General features: G+C 64.7%; 15 protein-coding genes. 7 read left to right on the top strand and 8 right to left on the bottom strand.

Annotation, left to right across the window (positions count from 1 at the left end; genetic code table 11):
* Window positions 1-2: 2 nt before the first annotated feature.
* The 3 genes from IX761_RS20450 to ribBA form a co-directional block, all read right to left on the bottom strand.
* Window positions 3-920, bottom strand: a complete 918-nt coding sequence (locus IX761_RS20450; protein WP_194791321.1) for an ABC transporter permease — start codon at window positions 918-920, stop codon at window positions 3-5.
* Complete coding sequence (locus tag IX761_RS20455) at window positions 917-1,942, bottom strand: polyamine ABC transporter substrate-binding protein (protein ID WP_194791322.1); 1,026 nt, start codon at window positions 1,940-1,942, stop codon at window positions 917-919. Before IX761_RS20455 ends, IX761_RS20450 begins: the two co-directional genes overlap by 4 nt.
* Window positions 1,943-2,315: 373 nt before the next feature.
* A complete protein-coding gene (ribBA, locus tag IX761_RS20460; RefSeq protein WP_194791323.1) occupies window positions 2,316-3,434 on the bottom strand; it encodes a bifunctional 3,4-dihydroxy-2-butanone-4-phosphate synthase/GTP cyclohydrolase II in 1,119 nt (372 codons plus the stop codon).
* Window positions 3,435-3,512: 78 nt separating this feature from the next.
* On the opposite strand from ribBA, the gene IX761_RS20465 reads away from it, so the two are divergent.
* Window positions 3,513-3,806: a DUF1330 domain-containing protein gene (locus IX761_RS20465; RefSeq protein ID WP_194791324.1), complete on the top strand. Its 294-nt coding sequence runs from the start codon at window positions 3,513-3,515 to the stop codon at window positions 3,804-3,806.
* A 39-nt stretch (window positions 3,807-3,845) separates the two neighbouring features.
* Here IX761_RS20465 and IX761_RS20470 read toward each other — a convergent pair whose 3' ends face one another.
* Complete coding sequence (locus IX761_RS20470) at window positions 3,846-4,835, bottom strand: TerC family protein (RefSeq protein ID WP_194791325.1); 990 nt, start codon at window positions 4,833-4,835, stop codon at window positions 3,846-3,848.
* Window positions 4,836-5,172: 337 nt separating this feature from the next.
* Between IX761_RS20470 and IX761_RS20475 the strand changes: the two genes are divergently transcribed.
* On the top strand, window positions 5,173-7,407 hold the full coding sequence (locus IX761_RS20475; RefSeq protein WP_323744587.1) for a TonB-dependent siderophore receptor: 2,235 nt from the start codon (window positions 5,173-5,175) through the stop codon (window positions 7,405-7,407).
* A 53-nt stretch (window positions 7,408-7,460) separates the two neighbouring features.
* Here IX761_RS20475 and IX761_RS20480 read toward each other — a convergent pair whose 3' ends face one another.
* On the bottom strand, window positions 7,461-8,120 hold the full coding sequence (locus IX761_RS20480) for a DUF3313 domain-containing protein (RefSeq protein ID WP_194791327.1): 660 nt from the start codon (window positions 8,118-8,120) through the stop codon (window positions 7,461-7,463).
* Window positions 8,117-8,425, bottom strand: a complete 309-nt coding sequence (locus tag IX761_RS20485) for a hypothetical protein (RefSeq protein WP_194791328.1) — start codon at window positions 8,423-8,425, stop codon at window positions 8,117-8,119. The genes IX761_RS20480 and IX761_RS20485 overlap by 4 nt, the downstream gene beginning before the upstream one ends.
* Before the next feature lie 161 nt (window positions 8,426-8,586).
* Between IX761_RS20485 and IX761_RS20490 the strand changes: the two genes are divergently transcribed.
* Both IX761_RS20490 and IX761_RS20495 read left to right on the top strand, forming a co-directional pair.
* Window positions 8,587-9,294 carry a response regulator gene (locus IX761_RS20490; RefSeq protein WP_194791329.1) on the top strand — a complete coding sequence of 236 codons (708 nt, stop codon included), beginning with the start codon at window positions 8,587-8,589 and terminating at the stop codon, window positions 9,292-9,294.
* Window positions 9,291-10,625 carry an ATP-binding protein gene (locus IX761_RS20495; protein WP_194791330.1) on the top strand — a complete coding sequence of 445 codons (1,335 nt, stop codon included), beginning with the start codon at window positions 9,291-9,293 and terminating at the stop codon, window positions 10,623-10,625. Before IX761_RS20490 ends, IX761_RS20495 begins: the two co-directional genes overlap by 4 nt.
* A gap of 170 nt (window positions 10,626-10,795) precedes the next feature.
* On the opposite strand, the gene IX761_RS20500 is transcribed toward IX761_RS20495, so the two are convergent.
* Entirely contained in the window at window positions 10,796-12,103 is a 1,308-nt protein-coding gene (locus tag IX761_RS20500) for a substrate-binding domain-containing protein (protein ID WP_194791331.1), read from the bottom strand.
* 227 nt (window positions 12,104-12,330) lie between these two features.
* Window positions 12,331-13,728, bottom strand: coding sequence for a purine-cytosine permease family protein (locus IX761_RS20505; RefSeq protein ID WP_194791332.1), 1,398 nt, complete (start codon window positions 13,726-13,728; stop codon window positions 12,331-12,333).
* Between the two features lie 261 nt (window positions 13,729-13,989).
* On the opposite strand from IX761_RS20505, the gene IX761_RS20510 reads away from it, so the two are divergent.
* From IX761_RS20510 to IX761_RS20520, 3 genes are all read left to right on the top strand, one after another.
* Window positions 13,990-14,877, top strand: coding sequence for an EamA family transporter (locus IX761_RS20510; protein WP_194791333.1), 888 nt, complete (start codon window positions 13,990-13,992; stop codon window positions 14,875-14,877).
* 52 nt (window positions 14,878-14,929) lie between these two features.
* Complete coding sequence (locus IX761_RS20515) at window positions 14,930-15,250, top strand: YbjQ family protein (RefSeq protein WP_194791334.1); 321 nt, start codon at window positions 14,930-14,932, stop codon at window positions 15,248-15,250.
* A 140-nt stretch (window positions 15,251-15,390) separates the two neighbouring features.
* A complete protein-coding gene (locus IX761_RS20520; protein WP_194791335.1) occupies window positions 15,391-15,579 on the top strand; it encodes a hypothetical protein in 189 nt (62 codons plus the stop codon).
* Window positions 15,580-16,458: the final 879 nt, after the last annotated feature.

Consider the following 16,458-nt stretch of genomic DNA (forward strand, 5'->3'; position numbering starts at 1 on the left):
GATTACCTCGCGTTACCGACCGGGGATTCCGGCTGCAGTTTCAGGTACAGGTAGAAGAGCACCAGGGTGATCACCACCAGCAGCGCGGCGGCGGCGCTGGCCAGGCCCCAGTTGAGGAACGACTGCACCTGCTGGATGATGAACTCGGGCAGCATCATGTTCTGCGCGCCACCGAGCAGCGCGGGGGTCACGTAGTAACCCAGCGACATCACGAACACCATCAGCGCCCCGGAGAACAGCCCCGAGCGGCACAGCGGCAGGAACACCTTCCAGAAATTGGTCCAGGGGCTGGCGCCGCAGATGGAGCCGGCCTGCAGCACCATCGGGTCGATGGCGTGCATGGTCGCCTGCAACGGCAGCACGATGAACGGGATCATGATGTAGCTCATGCCGATCACCACGCCGGTGAGGTTGTGCACCATCTCCAGCGGCGCATCGATGATGCCCAGCGCCATCAGCAGCTTGTTCACCACCCCCGAGCTTTGCAGCAGCACCAGCCAGGAGTAGGTGCGTGCCAGCAGGCTGGTCCACATCGACAGCAGCACGATGTTCAGCAGCCAGCGGCCCCAGCCCTTGGGCACCAGGGTGATCGCCCAGGCCAGCGGGAAACCGAGCAGCACGCTGATCAGGGTGACCAGGCCGGCCACCGAGAAGGTATTGAACAGCACCCGGGCGTAGGCCGAGTTGGCGAACAGCTGGGCATAGTTGCCAAGGCCAGGCTCTGGCTCCAGCACCCCGCGCAGCAGCAAACCAACCAGCGGAGCAAAGAAGAACAAGCCAAGGAACAGCAGGGCCGGCAGCAGGTTGCGGCTGCCGCGCCAGCGTTGGCTCATGGGTGGGCGGCGCTCGGCCGCCCCCGGCGCGCCGGTGCCGGTGGGGGCACCTTGCGCATTGTGCAGGGCGTTGATGGCGACTTTCATTTGACCAGCCACTCATTCCAGCGGGCGGCGATGGCCTGGCCGTTCTTCGCCCAGTAGGCGAAGTCGAGGGTCACCTGGTCCTGGGCATAGGCGGTCGGCAGGTTGGGCGCCAGGTCCTTGTCGAGCTTGGCGACGCTGTCGAGGTTCACCGGGGCGTAGGCGGTCTTGTTGGCGAACGCGGCCTGGCCTTCGGCGCTGCTGGCGTTGGCCAGGAACTTCATGGCCGCGTCCTTGTTCTTGGCACCCTTGGGGATGACCAGGAAGTCGGCCATGACCAGGTTCTGCTTCCAGCTCACGCCGACCGGTGCGCCATCTTGCTGCAGGGCGTAGACACGGCCATTCCAGAACTGGCCGAGCGATGCTTCACCCGAGGCCAGCAGTTGCTGCGACTGGGCGCCGCCGCCCCACCAGACAATGTCTTTCTTGATGGTGTCGAGCTTCTTGAAGGCGCGGTCCAGGTCCAGCGGGTAGAGCTTGTCGGGGGCTACGCCGTCGGCCAGCAGGGCCAGTTCGAGCACGCCGGGGCTTGGCCACTTGTACAGCGCGCGTTTGCCGGGGTAGGTCTTGGTGTCGAACAGTGCGGTCCAGTCCACCGGTTTGTTGGCGCCGAGCTTGCCCTCGTTGTAGCCGAGCACGAAGGAGAAGAAGAACGAGCCGACGCCATGGTCGGAGACGAAGCGCGGGTCGATCCTGTCGCGTTTGATCTGGTTGAAATCGAGGGGTTCGAGCAGGCCTTCGCTGGCGGCGCGCAGGGCGAAGTCGGCTTCGACGTCGACCACATCCCACTGCACGTTGCCGCTCTCGACCATGGCCTTGAGCTTGCCGTAGTCGGTGGGGCCGTCCTGCACGACCTTGATGTCGGTCGCTTTGCTGAAGGGCACCGCCCATGCTTCTTTCTGCGCGTCCTGGGTGGTGCCGCCCCAGCTGACGAAGCTCAGGCTGTCGGCCGCCTGGGTGGCCTGGCAGGCCAGGGTCAGCAGGCTGGCGGACAGCACTGCGGTTACTCGTTTGCTCAACAGCATGGTTACGCCCTCGTTGCTTTTGTTATTCGAGGCGGGCTGGTGGTGCGCCCGCCAACAGTATTCGGGGAGCAGCTATCAACAGGTGTCGCGTGGCCGTTGTGTGATTGTAGGTGCGGCCGGCAGATTCAAGGTCTACGGGATATCATATTATGGTATTCCAAACTTTTCGCAAGGGGGATGGGCGACCGGCCATCACTTCGCTCCGGCAGAAACGACGCAGGCCCTTGTAGGAGCGGCCTTGTGTCGCGAAAGGGCCGCAAAGCGGCCCCAGCAATCCCGAGGTGCACTCAAGATCCTGGGGGCGCTGCGCACCCCTTTCGCGACACAAGGCCGCTCCTGCAAGGGCCTGCGTCGTTATCCACTTACAGAAGCATCAGATCATCCCCGGCTCGAACGGAATGCTCTGCACCACCTCCAGTTCATACCCGGCCAGGCCTGCATACTTCAGCGGTGGCCCCAGGTGGCGCAGCTTGCCCACGCCCAGGTCCTGGAGGATCTGCGCGCCGGTGCCGACTTCGGAGTACACCTTCGACTGGCCACGCTGGTAGGGGCGCAGCGGTTGCGTGAGCTGCGGCACGCGCTCCAGCAAGGCCTGGGAGGACTCGTGGTTGGCGAGGATCACCACCACGCCAGTACCTTCCTCGGCCACCTTCTGCAGCGCCGCCCACAAGGTCCAGTTGGCGGGCCCGGCGTACTCGGCGCCGACCAGGTCACGCAGCGGGTCGATCACGTGCACCCGCACCAGCGTTGGCTGCTCGCGGCGAATGTCGCCCATCACCATGGCCATGTGCACGCCGCCCTCGATACGGTCTTCATAGGTGACCAGGCGGAAGGTGCCATGCACCGTGGGCAGCTCGCGCTCGCCGATGCGCTTGATGGTCTGCTCAGTGCTCAGCCGGTAGTGGATCAGGTCGGCGATGGTGCCGATCTTGATGCCGTGGCGGGCGGCGAACACTTCAAGGTCCGGGCGGCGGGCCATGGTACCGTCGTCGTTGAGCACCTCGACGATCACCGAGGCCGGGGTGAAACCGGCCAGGCGCGCCAGGTCGCAGCCGGCCTCGGTGTGGCCGGCGCGGGTGAGCACGCCGCCTTCACGGGCGCGCAGGGGGAAAATGTGGCCGGGCTGCACCAGGTCTTCGGGGCGGGCATTGGGGGCCATGGCGGCGGCCACGGTACGCGCCCGGTCGGCGGCGGAAATGCCGGTGGTCACGCCCGTGGCGGCTTCGATCGAGACGGTGAAGGCGGTGCTGAACACGCTGCCGTTGGCCGGCACCATCTGCTCGAGGCCCAGGCGCTGGCAGTGCTCGTCGGTCAGGGTCAGGCAGATCAGGCCGCGCGCCTCGCGGGCCATGAAGTTGATGGCCTGGGCGTCGCAACGCTCGGCGGCGATCAGCAAGTCGCCTTCGTTTTCGCGGTCTTCATCATCCACCAGCAGGACCATCTTGCCCTGCCGGTAGTCCTCAAGGAGTTCTTCGATGCGGTTGAATGCCATGCTGCACGCTCACGGTGAAAGGGTGATTATTATGGTATACCATAATACACAAATATCCCTGAAGCAGGAGTACGACGGATGAAGGCCTACTGGATCGCCCATGTGGATGTCAGTGACCCCGAGCAGTACCAGCAGTACACCCAGCGCGCCCCGGCGGCGTTCGTTGCCTTCGGTGGGCGCTTTCTTGCCCGCGGCGGGCGCAGCGAGGCGCTGGAAGGGCGGCCCACTCCTCAGCGTAGCGTGGTGATCGAGTTCGACTCGTATGAGCAGGCGCTGGCGTGTTATCGCTCGGACCTGTATCAGGAGGCCTGCCGCCATCGCCAGGGGGTGGCGAAGGCGGAGGTGATCATTGTCGAGGGGTTCGAGCCCTGAAGATTGGACCGGGGCGTTGGGGCCGCAAGGCGGCCCCATTCACACGTCTTCTTTCGCCTGCCCGCGGGTACGCAGCAGCGACAGCAACACCCCACCCAACAGCAGCCCGAACGTCACCCCCAGCGACACACCCGCCGGGACCTTGCCCACCAGCCCGTGCCAGAAGATCTTGCAGCCGATGAAGATCAGCACCAGCGCCAGCGCGTACTTGAGGTAGACGAAGCGGTGCATCAGCGCCGCCAGGGCGAAGTACAGCGAACGCAGGCCGAGGATGGCGAAGATGTTCGAGGTGTAGACGATGAAGGGGTCCTGGGTGATGGCGAAGATCGCCGGCACGCTGTCGACGGCAAACACCAGGTCGGCCAGTTCGATCAGCACCAGGGCCAGGAACAGCGGTGTGGCATAGCGGATGGCCTGGCTCTCGCCCGGTGGTGTCAGGTGCACGAAGAATCGCGGGCCATGAATCTGTTCGGTCACCCGCATGTGCCGGCGTACGAAACGCAGCACCGGGTTGTTGGCCAGGTCGGGGTGGCTGTCATCCTTGGACAGCGCCATCTTCACCCCGGTGAAAAGCAGGAACGCGCCGAAGATATACAGCACCCAGGCAAAGTGCTGCACCAGCGCCGCGCCGACGCCGATCATGATTGCGCGCAGCACTACCACCCCGAGGATGCCCCAGAACAGCACCCGGTGCTGGTAGCTGCGGGGGATGGCGAAGAAGCTGAAGATCATCGCCATGACGAACACGTTGTCCATCGACAGCGACTGCTCGACCAGGAACCCGGTGTAGAACTCCAGCGCCGACTGCGCGCCCAGTTCATGCCAGACCCACACCCCGAACAGCACCCCGACGCTGAAGTAGCCGGAATACAGCAGCAGGCTTTCGCGCATCTCGATCTCCCGCTCCTGGCGGTGCAGCACGCCGAGATCGAGGACCAGCAAGGCGATGACGATCGCGATGAACACCAGCCACAACCAGGTGCTGGTGCCGAGGAATGGATCAACGAGAAATGCATGCAGAGCTGTCATGAGCCCCTCCTTGATTGTCGACGTTGCATGGCAACAGTGATTCCGACATGGCGGCGCAAACCGTCAGAGGGGCCCGGCATCACATGGGCTTGAGCCTAGTCCTGATGGACGGGGATGCCGATGGTAGCGCTGTTACATTTCGTTTCAGTAACGCCTCGTTATTACGAGTCAATCGCAATTGTAAAGGATTCGTAAAGGCCCTAGGATGCGCCGCAGCCGCAGCCGCAGCCGCCGCAGAGCGGTCGCGCCTGCCGGCGTAGAGAACGTACAACCACAACAACAACCTGTGATTGGCCCCACTCGTAGCAAGCGACACGACAAGCAGGGGTTCACCAACGTGCATCAGCAGTACTCTACCAACACGTTTCAAGGGCTACACGGCGCCCCCACCGCCCGCCAGCGTCATCCACTGGCTCTGGCCATTCTCACCGCGAGCCTCGTGCAACCGGGCGGCCTGGTCTGGGCTGAGCAGGCCGCTGGCAACGGCACCTTGGAGCTGGGCGCCATCGCCATCACCGACACGGCCCTGGGCGAGACCACCGAAGGCACGGGCTCCTACACCACCGGGGCCACCCGCACCGCCACGCGCATGGCGTTGTCGCCACGCGAGACACCGCAATCGGTGAGCGTGATCACCCGCCAGCAGATGGACGACCAGAACCTCACCAGCATCAGCGATGTGTTGAGCAAGACCCCAGGCATTACCGTCAACCCGCTCGACAGCAGCCGTGCCACTTTCAAGGCCCGGGGCTTTGACATCGACAACTTCCAGCTCGATGGCATTCCGGCGGCATTCCGCTTCGGCAATGGTATCGACCAGACCGACATGGTCATCTTCGATCGGGTAGAGGTGCTGCGTGGCGCCACGGGCCTGCTCAGCGGTTTCGGCAGCCCCTCGGCGACCGTCAACCTGGTGCGCAAGCGGCCCAGCCGCGAGCTGCACGGCTACGTGTCGCTGGGCGCCGGTAGCTGGGACACCTACCGCGGCGAGTTCGATATTGGCGGCGCGCTGACCCCTGAAGGCAATGTGCGCGGGCGTTTTGTCACCGCCTATGAAGACGGCCAGTCCTCCATGGACCACCTGTCCGAGAAGAAACAGGTGGTGTACGGCATCGTCGAGGCCGACCTCAGTGACGACACCGTGCTCGGTGTCGGCCTGAGTCGCCAGAGCAACCGCCCGGAGGGCTCGTCCTGGGGGCCGTCGACCCCGCTGCTGGACAACCAGGGCAATCGTTTTGGCATGCCGCGCTCGTTCAACCCCGGGGCCAAGTGGAGCGCCTGGGACAACACCGTCGACAACCTGTTCGTCACCCTCGAGCAGCGCCTGGCCAATGACTGGATTGTCAAGGCATCGGCCACCCGCAGCGAAACCGATGCGCCGATGAAGCTGGGCTCGGCGGCCAGCGGTTATCCGGATGCGGCAACCGGCGATGGCGTGGGCGTGTGGTTGGGGCGCTACCGCTACCAGACCGACCAGAACGCCTACGACCTCTATGCCAGTGGCCCTTTCCAGTTGCTGGGCCGCGAGCATGAGCTGGTACTTGGGGTATCGCATCGCGACACCCGTGCCCACGAATCCATCTGGCCGTTCCTGTCCGCCAGCGCCAACATCTACCAGTGGAACGGCGATTTCGCCGAGCCCGACTGGGGCCGCCCGACCTCCAAGGTCGATACTCGCCTGCGCGAGGACGCCGCCTACCTGACGGGGCGCTTCAAACCCACCGACCAGCTGTCGATCATCCTTGGCAGCCGCCTGTCCAACTGGCAGCTCGACAGTTCCAGCCTGAACACCGCCAGTGGCCAGCGCAGCCAGCAGCAGGACCTGCAGGAGACCGGCGTGGTGGTGCCTTATGCCGGCGTGGTCTACGACCTGGACGACACCTGGTCGGTGTATGGCAGCTACACCAGCATCTTCAAACCCCACGAGAGTGCGCAGGACGCCAGTGGCAAGATGATCGAGCCGGAGGAGGGCGATGCCTACGAGCTGGGCCTGAAGGGTGAGTTCTTCGATGGCCGCCTGAATGCCAGCCTGGCGTTGTTCGAGGTGCACCAGGACAACCTGGCCGAAGTCGTGCGTACCGACCCGATCACCAATCGCACCGTGTACCGCGCCATCCAGGGCGCCAAGACCCGTGGTTTCGAACTGGAGGTGGCCGGCGAACTGACCGCGGACTGGCATGTGCAGGGCGGCTTCACCCATCGCGTCACCCGCGATGGCGAAGGTGACAAGATCTCCACCATCGAACCGCAGGACCTGCTGCGGCTGTCCACCACCTACCGCCTGCCGGGGGTATGGAACAAGCTCACCGTGGGCGGCTCGGCCAATTGGCAGAGCAAGGTGTGGAAGGACCTCGCCAGCCCGGTGGCGGACGACCAGACCATTCGCTACACCCAGTCGGACTACCTGACCCTGGACGCCATGGCCCGCTACCAGGTCAGCGAGCAGCTGTCGGTGACGCTCAACGGCAACAACCTCACCGACCGCAAGTACTTCAGCAACCTGGGCTTCTTCAATGGCGGTTTTTATGGCGAGCCGCGTAACTACATGCTGACCACGCGCTACGCGTTCTGACGCCAAGCCGTGTCGACAGGGCATTCCCGGCGTATCCCGGGAATGCCGCAGCCTTACCGGTATTTCACCGCATAGGCCTGACGCAGGTCGGTTGCCCAGCCATCGAGCACGCCTTTGAGGTTGGCGGCGGTCAGGGTCTGCTGGTCGTTTTCCAGCGGCACCCCAGTGCCGGTGAGCAGCGCCGCGCCGATCACCCGGCCACTGGTGCCCGCTTCGAAGCGCAGTTCGCTGGCAATCTCGCTGTCCAGGTCGCGCCAGCCTGCGGCGGTGCTGACGCCGGCCGCGACCAGGGTGACGGGCAGCCATTCGTACACGTGCAGCGGTTGGGTGTAGGCGTCGACCCGGGTGATCACCGGGCGCACCACCAGGGTGTTCGGCCCGGGCCGATCGACCACTTTCATCACCTTGCCCAGTTCGTTGCGCAGGGCCGCATCGTAGTAGCCGGTGATACCGACCAGCGTGCTCTGCGGGATCCGCGGGGTTGGCGTGGGGGCCGGGTAGAGCCGGCTCGGGGCCAGGTACACCTGGATGTAGCGGCCTTTGGGCAAGTTGGGATCGAACCAGCTCAGCAGCGTGCCCCCTGAAGGTGTGGGCTGCGGGCTGAGCACGCTGTAGTCCGGCAGGAAGCCCGTTGGGGCAGGCGCCTTGCTGCTGCAGGCGGACAAGCCCAGTACGCAGGTCAACAGCAGCGCGCGTGCATGCGGGTGGTTCATGGCCGCTCCCCTTGCGCCGCCGGTGCAGCGCCTTGCGCTGAATGCTCGATGTGCAGGCGCCCCTTGGCCATCATCCAGTGGATCAGCTCGCTGGCGGTGACCGTATGGCTGTATTCGACCCATTCGCTGTGGGCCGGGCTGTAATGTTCGAAGTAGCGGCGCAGGACCAGTTGGCCCTGCTCATCGCCCTTCGCCAGGCTCGCCTGCTCGACGATCAACCCCGCGCCGTTGCCACGGATGCTGGTGCGCTGGTTGAGGATCAGGGCAGGGCCCTCGGTGGTGTTGCTGCGGTGCGAAACGTTCATCGTTGCCCCCCGGGGTTATGGATGGCCCGCAGGGTGCCCGAGGTGTTTTGCCGGCGGATGTCCGCTTGATGTCGCTGCCGACGCAATGTTGCACGCCTGAAATAAATGACCTGCGCCGCGCAATGGTTTTAGATACGCGTTTTTGACCTGGACCCCTGACCGTGAGCAGACTGCTGATCGTCGACGACGACGTGGAAATCCTGGCCCTGCTGAAGCAGTTCTTCCTGCGTCATGGCTACGAGGTTGACCTGGCCACCGATGGCCAGGCCATGTGGGCGGCCATCGCCGGGCAGCGCCCGGACGCCATCGTCCTGGACCTGATGCTGCCGGGCGAGGGCGGCCTGAGCCTGTGCCAGAAGGTGCGCGCGCAGACCGGCATCCCCATCGTCATGCTCACGGCCATGGCCGAGTTGAGCGACCGCATCGTTGGCCTGGAGCTGGGTGCGGACGACTACCTGACCAAACCCTTCGACCCCCGCGAACTGCTCGCCCGCCTGCGCGCCGTGCAGCGCCGCGCCGGCAACCCGCAACCCCAGGTGGAGGCGGCGCGGCCGGTGATCGGCTTTGCCGGTTGGCACCTGGACATCACTTGCCGCGAACTGCGCTCGCCAGAGAACGTGATGATTCCGTTGTCCGGCGCCGAGTTCGACCTGCTGGTGGTGTTCCTCGAGCACCCGCAGCGCATTCTCACCCGCGAGCAGCTGATCGACCTGACCCGTGGCCAGGGGCATGACGCCTTCGACCGCAGCATCGACGTGCAGGTCAGCCGGCTGCGACGCAAGATCGAGCCGGACAGCAAGCGCCCAGACCTGATCCGTACGGTGCGCAACGGCGGCTACCTGTTCAGCGCCAAGGTCACCCGCTCATGATCGCCGGTGTGCTGCGCCGCGACACCCTGAGGCGGCGGATTGCCCTGACCATCTTCGCCGCCTTGCTGGCATCGCTGGCGCTCAACGCCCTGTTCGTGCAACTGGCTGGCAGTTGGGGGCGACCGCCGATCGAGCGCACCGGCCTGCTCGAGCAGATCGCCGTGGCCACGCGCATGGTCGAGACGGCGCCGACGCCGCTGCGTGAACAGCTGGCCCGGGCGGCGAGCAACCCGACCTTGCAGGTGCACTGGAGCCATGATCGGCAAACCCTCGGCCTGCCTGGCCCAGGGGCGTCGATTGCGGTTGATGACATCCCTGCATTACAGGCGCTGCTGGGGCAGGGCCGGGTCGTCGAGACGTTCAAACCCTCGGACTGGCCCGAGGGTGACAGCCAGGCGCACTACGGCGCGCTGGTACGCCTGGCCGATGGCAGCTGGTTGCTGTTCGTCCCGCCCGAGCGCAGCTGGGGGCTCAGTGCCTCGGCGCGGATCGCGGTGATCCTCGGGCTGGGGCTGGTCGCCACGCTGCTGGTGGCCTGGCTGGCCACGCGGCAGTTGGCCAACCCTCTGCAACGCTTCGCCAGCGCCGCGCGGCGTTTTGGTGGCGACCTGCAGGCGCCGCCCATCGAGCTCGAAGGGCCGGTGGAAATTCGCCAGGCGATCGTCGCGTTCAACACCATGCAGGCGCAGATCCAGCACTTCGTTCGCGAGCGCACGCAGATGCTCGCCGCCATCTCCCATGACCTGCGCGCGCCGCTGACGCGCATGCGCCTGCGCAGCGAGTTCATGGAAGACCTGGACCACCAGCGCAAGCTGGTGCGTGACGTCGACGAGATGCAGTCGATGATCAACGCCGCGTTGGCGTTCTTCCGCGAAGGCACGCAACTGGAGCAGGCGACCCGCTTCGATCTGTCCGAGCTGTTGCAGACCATCGTCGACGACTACCGCGACCAGCATATCGCCGTCGGTTTTGCTGGCCCCGCGCACCTGGTGCACGATGGCCGCCCACTGGCGCTCAAACGGGTGGTGGTCAACCTGCTGGAGAACGCGGTGAAGTACGCGGGCAACCCGCGCATTGCCCTGCGCCGTGAGGAGCATTGCCTGCTGATCGAGATCAGCGACGACGGGCCCGGGATTCCCGAGGCGGCGCTGCAACAGGTATTCGCGCCGTTCTTCCGCCTGGAGGGTTCGCGCAACCGCGACACCGGTGGGGTCGGGCTGGGCCTTTCTGCGGCGCGTGCGATCGTGCGCGAGCAGGGTGGCGAGCTGACCTTGCATAACCGTCGCAGCGGCGGGTTGCTGGCGCGGATCGAATTGCCGGCTGGGTACTAGGGTTTGTACGAAAAGTCGCCGAGCGGCGATCAGGCAAGGCGAAAACAGGCGAGGAACGGTCGGAGTCGCGCTCGACTTTACGGGTTGTAAATGAGCATTCCGACCGGGCTGGCGCACCAGCCTGTTTTCAACGCAGCATGATCGTCGCGCAGGCACTTTTCGTACAAAGCCTAGTACACCCACACCTCGACCCGGCGATTGCGCAGGCGGCCCTGTTCCAGGTCATTGTCCGCCACGGGCAGCTCGTCGCCCATGCCACTCACTTCCTTGAATTCCACCCCCTGGCGGGCCAGTTCCCGGCGTACCGCCATGGCCCGCAGGCGCGAGAGCAGGGCGGCCCGGCCAGGGGTCTCCTTGGGGTCGCCGAAGCCTACCAGCACGGCCTTGCCTTGCAGCTTGCCCGCCTGGCGCAGGTAGGCGCCGACCCGCTGCACATCGCGCAAGGCCTTGTTGTCGAGGCTGGCGCTGCCTTCTTGAAAACGGAAATTGACGGTCAGGCGATTGGCCTCCTGTACGAGCGTGCGGTAGCGCGCGGGCATGTCGGCCTGTGCCGGCACTGGCAGTGCCTTGATCTGCTGGGCGACAAAGCCTTGCTGCGCAACGATCGCCTGGCCGGCAGGGCTCTGGGCGAATTCGCTCAGCGCCCGGGCCTGTGGCGTGGCGTTGCTCGGCAGGTAGAAGAACAGGCGCCGTGACAGTGGGTAGTCCTCACTGGCCACCAGTGCGTTGCTGGGCGGCAAGGCCGGAGCGTCGCCATCGGCCACCGCCAGCACCTTGGCCCCGTGCACCGTGGCCAGGCCACTGAAACCGATGGCGTGAGGGTCGGCCTTGACCCTTTCGGCCAGGGCGTCGGCCGATTCGAAGCGCTGTGCCTGCACGGCCAGCCTGTCGCGCTGTGGGTCCAGTACCAGCGCCTTGAAGGTGTCGAAAGTACCAGAGCGGTCGTCGCGGGCGTACAGGTGGATCGCGCCGCCGGCCACGCCCAGTTGTTCCCAGCGCGAGATCTGCCCGGAAAACACCTGCGCCAGCTGCGCGGTGGTCAGGTGCGCCAGTGGGTTGTCGGGGTGGACGATCACTGCCACGCCGTCGAGGCCGATCACCTGTTCCGAGCCCGCTCCACGCAGGTCGCCCAGGGCTTGCAGCTGTTGGGTTTCGGCGTCGCTGATCGGCCGCGAGGCGGCGGCCAGGTCGGCCTCGCCTCGGGCCAGGGCGGCGAAGCCGGTGCTCGAACCGTGGGCGGCGATGTCGATGCGCAGGGGCTGGCCGTTGTGGTCACGGGCGTGGATCACGGTTTCGTTGGCCACTGCGCCGGGCTGGCTGTCGATGGCGCTGGCACCTTGGGCTTGCAGCAGGCCACGGACCAGCGCAGGGCCCAACACCGCACCGATGGTGTTGGAGCCTTGAATGCGCAGTTGCGCGGGCTCGGCCACGGCAAGAGCGGGGAGCAGGCAGAACAGGAGGGTTAGCAGGCGGGGCATGCCGGGGACCTTTGGCACAAAGTTGCGCCGCAGATTACGACAGTGGCGTGACTGTCACATGACAGCGGGCTTCCACCCGATGTTTTTGCACGCACCTTGGAGCGGCCTTGTGTTGCGAATGGGGGTGCGCAGCGCCCCCAGGATTCTGAGTACACCTCAGGATTGCTGGGGCCGCTTTGCGGCCCATTCGCGACACAAGGCCGCTCCTACAAGGCCGGGGCGAAGACTCAACGCGCCTCGGGCACGATGATATGGCTTGGCGCCTCGCTCGCCCGGCGCCGGGCGACCCAGTAATACAGCACGCTGGGCACCACCAGCCCGATCAGCCACGACACATCTACGCCACCCAGGTGCGCAACCATGGGCCCGGTGTACAGCTTGGTGTCGATGAACGGCATCTGCACCAGCACGCCGAAGGTGTACACCCAGATGCCCGGCCAGTTCCAGCGCCCGTACCGGCCGTTGGGGTCGGCCAGCGCCGGGATGTCGTAGCGCTCCTTGGTGATGAAGTAGTAATCCACCAGGTTCACCGCGCTCCACGGCACGAAGAAGGTCAGCAGGAACAGGATGAACGACTTGAACGCGCTGAGGAACGAATGTTGGCCGAGCAACGCCACCAGGGTGGCGGCGCCGACGATGCCCAGTACGAACACCAGGCGTTGTGCGCGGCTGATCGACAGATGGCCACGGAACCCGCTGATGATCGTGGCGATGCACATGAAGCTGCCGTAGCTGTTGAGGGTGGAGATGGTCACCTTGCCGAAGGCGATGCAGAAGTACAGAAGCGCCGCGGTGGTGCCCGCGCCACCTAGGCCGACGATGTAGGCCACTTCACGTCCGGAGAACTGCCCACCGGCGATGGCGGCGGCGAACACGCCGAGGATCATCGATGCCTGGGCGCCGAGCACCGAGCCCAGGCCGGCGGCGAGGAAAGTCTTGACCGGTGAGGTGTTGCTCGGCAGGTAGCGCGAGTAGTCGGCCACATAAGGGCCGAAGGCGATCTGCCAGGAGGCCGCCAGCGACACCGCGAGCAGGAAGGTCGCCCAGCTGAAGTGGCGGTTTTCGAGCAACTGGCCGATGTCGGCCAGCAGCAGGATGCGGCTGAACAGGTAGACGAAGGCGATGATGCCCAGCACGCTGGCCACCCGGCCGATCCAGTGGATCACCCGATAGCCGGCCAGGGTGGCCAGCACGATCACCCCGGCGAAGATCAGGATGCCGGTGCTGTCGCTGACGCTGAGCAACTGGCCGATGGCCTGGCCCGAGAGCACCGTGCCGGTGGCGGTGAAGCCCATGTACATCAGGCACACCAGCACCATGGGGATGGCCGCGCCGTACACGCCGAACTGCACGCGGCTGGAGATCATCTGCGGCAGCCCCAGGCGCGGGCCCTGGGCGGCATGCAGGGCCATCACCGCGCCGCCGATCACCTGGCCGATGAACAGGCCGATCAGCGACCAGAACACATCGCCGCCGAGCACCACGGCCAGGGCGCCGGTGACGATCGCGGTAATTTGCAGGTTGGCACCCAGCCACAGGGTGAACTGGCTGTAGACGCGTCCATGGCGTTCGGATTCGGGGATGTAGTCGATCGAGCGCTGTTCGATCACAGGTTTGCTGGACATCGGTGGAGGGCTCCGCATCGTTGTTTTTGTGAAGGCGGCGGCTATCGGCGGGACGCTGGGCGGATGGCCGAGTCAAGATATGAGCATGTATATACAAGTAAGGTCAAGTGAAGCTTGCACGGATTCCCCTCACATCCAAATGGCTATCACAGCGCACTGTTGCGCAAGGGTTCTGCGCAACTGTGCTGGTCCATGGCCGGGCAATGACCTTATGCTGTTACGAAATATGTCTAGAACAAGCCTGAAGAAGGAATGCGTGCCATGCCACTCAAGGACCTGCTGATCGCCCTGGTGGTGATCATCGCCTGGGGCGTCAATTTCGTGGTCATCAAGGTGGGCCTCGACGGCCTGCCGCCGATGCTGCTGGGCGCCTTGCGTTTCCTGCTGGTGGCCTTCCCGGCGATCTTCCTGGTGCGGCGCCCGAACCTGCCGTGGCGCTGGTTGATCGCCTACGGCGCGTCCATATCGCTGGGGCAGTTCGCCTTCCTGTTCCAGGCCATGTACAGCGGCATGCCGCCGGGGCTGGCATCGTTGGTGCTGCAGTCGCAGGCGTTCTTCACCCTTGGCTTCGCCGCGTTGTTCCTCGGTGAGCGGCTGCGCCTGGCCAGCGTGCTGGGGCTGCTGGTGGCGGCTGGCGGGCTTGCGGTGATTGGTAGCGAGAACAGCAGCCATGTGCCGCTGATCGCCCTGGTGCTGACCCTGTGCGCCGGCGCTATGTGGGGCATGGGCAACATCATCACCCGACGCTTTGGCAAGGTCGACCTGGTGGCCCTGGTGATCTGGGGCGGGTTGATCCCGCCGCTGCCGTTCCTGGCGCTGTCGTGGTGGCTGGAAGGGCCCGAGCGTATCGGCCATGCGCTGCTGAACCTCGGCTGGAGTTCGGTGCTGGCCCTGGTGTATCTGGCCTTTGTTGCCACCATGCTCGGCTACAGCCTGTGGAGCACGTTGCTGTCACGTCACCCGGCAGGCAAGGTGGCGCCGTTTTCGCTGCTGGTGCCGGTGATTGGCTTGAGCTCGTCGGCGTTGCTGTTGGGCGAGCGGCTGACGGAGGCGCAAGGTTGGGGCGCGCTGCTGGTCATGCTGGGGCTTTTGATCAATGTGTTCGGGCCCCGGCTGGGGCAGCGCTTGAAAGCGGCCTGCGCGCAATAGCCTCCCTGGCTTGATAGACTCGGCCTCTTTTGCCAGGCAGATGGAGGCCACCATGATCATCTCTACCACCAGCCACCTCGAGGGGCGCCCGGTTGCGGAATACCTTGGCGTGGTCAGCGCCGAGTCGGTGCAGGGGATCAACTTCGTGCGCGATTTCTTCGCACGTTTTCGTGATGTGTTCGGAGGCCGTTCGCAGACGCTGGAGGGCGCGTTGAAGCTGGCCCGTGAGCAGGCGACCGAAGAATTGCTGGCGCGGGCACGGCAGTTGCAGGCCGATGCGGTGCTGGGCGTGGACTTCGAAATCAGCATGCCGTCGGTGCAGGGCGGCATGGTCGTGGTCTTCGCTACCGGCACGGCGGTGCGCCTGAAGTAGCGAAGTGCCATTGGTCGGGCTCAGGGGAATTTGTCCGACTGGTCTGCAAATGACCGGCTAGTCTCACTTCATCAGGCCGCCGCTACATCAGGCAGACACGCTGTCTGCCGGCACGGTCAGCATTGGAGGGAGTCAAGGGCATGAGCGAATCCTATTTCGAAGACATGAACGATGCGTTTCCGATCAACAGCCAGGTGCGGTGTGGGCAGTCGGCGTTTCGCCTGGGGTTTGCCAACATGACCCTGGATGAGTCGGAGCAGTTGCAGCCGGCGCATTTGCAGCGCAGCAAGAAGGGGCGGTTTATGCCTCGGGTTCCTTCCAAGAAATAGACCGGTGTAGACCCCGTTTGGACCAAGGGCGGGGTTTTCTGGTTGATGCTGTTAGTTGGTTGGTTAGTTGGTCTTGAGAGTTGTGGGTATATCCATTTGCTTTATTGACGCTTATTCACCTTTCCGCCCTTACGGCGGGTCACTTTTTGAAGCATCAAAAAGTAACCAAAAAATGCTCGCTCCATTCATACGGCCCCTGCGCTTCGCTCCGGGGTTCCCTCACTCCGGTCTTGCTCCCGGGAGTACGCACCGAAGGGCCATCCATGGCCCATCGGTGCTCGACGGGCATCCATGCCCGTCGCCTCCCTCCGCAAGCCCTCCGATCGGCCTCCTGAAGTCGCGAAGTTAGGGGCGGCGCCTATATTGGCGTAGCTGTCGCTAGTTGATTGTTTTGTTGAACTTCAAACTGCAATCGCTGGCAAGTCGCAGCGGCGAACCGCAGCTCCCACAGGGTGGCGCTGAACTCGAAACTCACGCGGTCACTGTGGGAGCCGGCTTGCCGGCGATGAGGCTATTACAAACAACACATCAATAACGGTTAAACACTATCTGCTCTTGCTCTTGCTCTTGCTCTTGCTCTTGCTCTTGCTCTTGCTCTTGCTCTTGCTCTTGCTCTTGCTCTTGCTCTTGCTTCTAAGCGCGCGATAGTCCAGTCACCGCCAAACGCGACTTCAGGAGGCCGAACGTAGGACTTGCGGAGCGGGGCGATGGGCATGGATGCCCATCGAGCACTGATGGGCCATGGATGGCCCTTCAGTGCGTCCACGCGGGAGCAAGGCCGGAGTGAGGGAACCCCGAAGCGAAGCGTAGGGGCCGGATGATGGAGCAGGCGGTTTTGCTGGGCCTGTCCCGTGACAACGGACGCCAAAAAGCTGGTTA

This window comes from Pseudomonas sp. UFMG81 (assembly GCF_015354575.1).
Lineage (GTDB): Bacteria > Pseudomonadota > Gammaproteobacteria > Pseudomonadales > Pseudomonadaceae > Aquipseudomonas.

Coding starts and splice junctions, on each gene's coding strand:
- IX761_RS20450 (WP_194791321.1), bottom strand. CDS start 920: ATGAAAGTCGCCATCAACGCCCTGCACAATGCGCAAGGTGCCCCCACC.
- IX761_RS20455 (WP_194791322.1), bottom strand. CDS start 1,942: ATGCTGTTGAGCAAACGAGTAACCGCAGTGCTGTCCGCCAGCCTGCTG.
- ribBA (WP_194791323.1), bottom strand. CDS start 3,434: ATGGCATTCAACCGCATCGAAGAACTCCTTGAGGACTACCGGCAGGGC.
- IX761_RS20465 (WP_194791324.1), top strand. CDS start 3,513: ATGAAGGCCTACTGGATCGCCCATGTGGATGTCAGTGACCCCGAGCAG.
- IX761_RS20470 (WP_194791325.1), bottom strand. CDS start 4,835: ATGACAGCTCTGCATGCATTTCTCGTTGATCCATTCCTCGGCACCAGC.
- IX761_RS20480 (WP_194791327.1), bottom strand. CDS start 8,120: ATGAACCACCCGCATGCACGCGCGCTGCTGTTGACCTGCGTACTGGGC.
- IX761_RS20485 (WP_194791328.1), bottom strand. CDS start 8,425: ATGAACGTTTCGCACCGCAGCAACACCACCGAGGGCCCTGCCCTGATC.
- IX761_RS20495 (WP_194791330.1), top strand. CDS start 9,291: ATGATCGCCGGTGTGCTGCGCCGCGACACCCTGAGGCGGCGGATTGCC.
- IX761_RS20500 (WP_194791331.1), bottom strand. CDS start 12,103: ATGCCCCGCCTGCTAACCCTCCTGTTCTGCCTGCTCCCCGCTCTTGCC.
- IX761_RS20505 (WP_194791332.1), bottom strand. CDS start 13,728: ATGTCCAGCAAACCTGTGATCGAACAGCGCTCGATCGACTACATCCCC.
- IX761_RS20510 (WP_194791333.1), top strand. CDS start 13,990: ATGCCACTCAAGGACCTGCTGATCGCCCTGGTGGTGATCATCGCCTGG.
- IX761_RS20515 (WP_194791334.1), top strand. CDS start 14,930: ATGATCATCTCTACCACCAGCCACCTCGAGGGGCGCCCGGTTGCGGAA.
- IX761_RS20520 (WP_194791335.1), top strand. CDS start 15,391: ATGAGCGAATCCTATTTCGAAGACATGAACGATGCGTTTCCGATCAAC.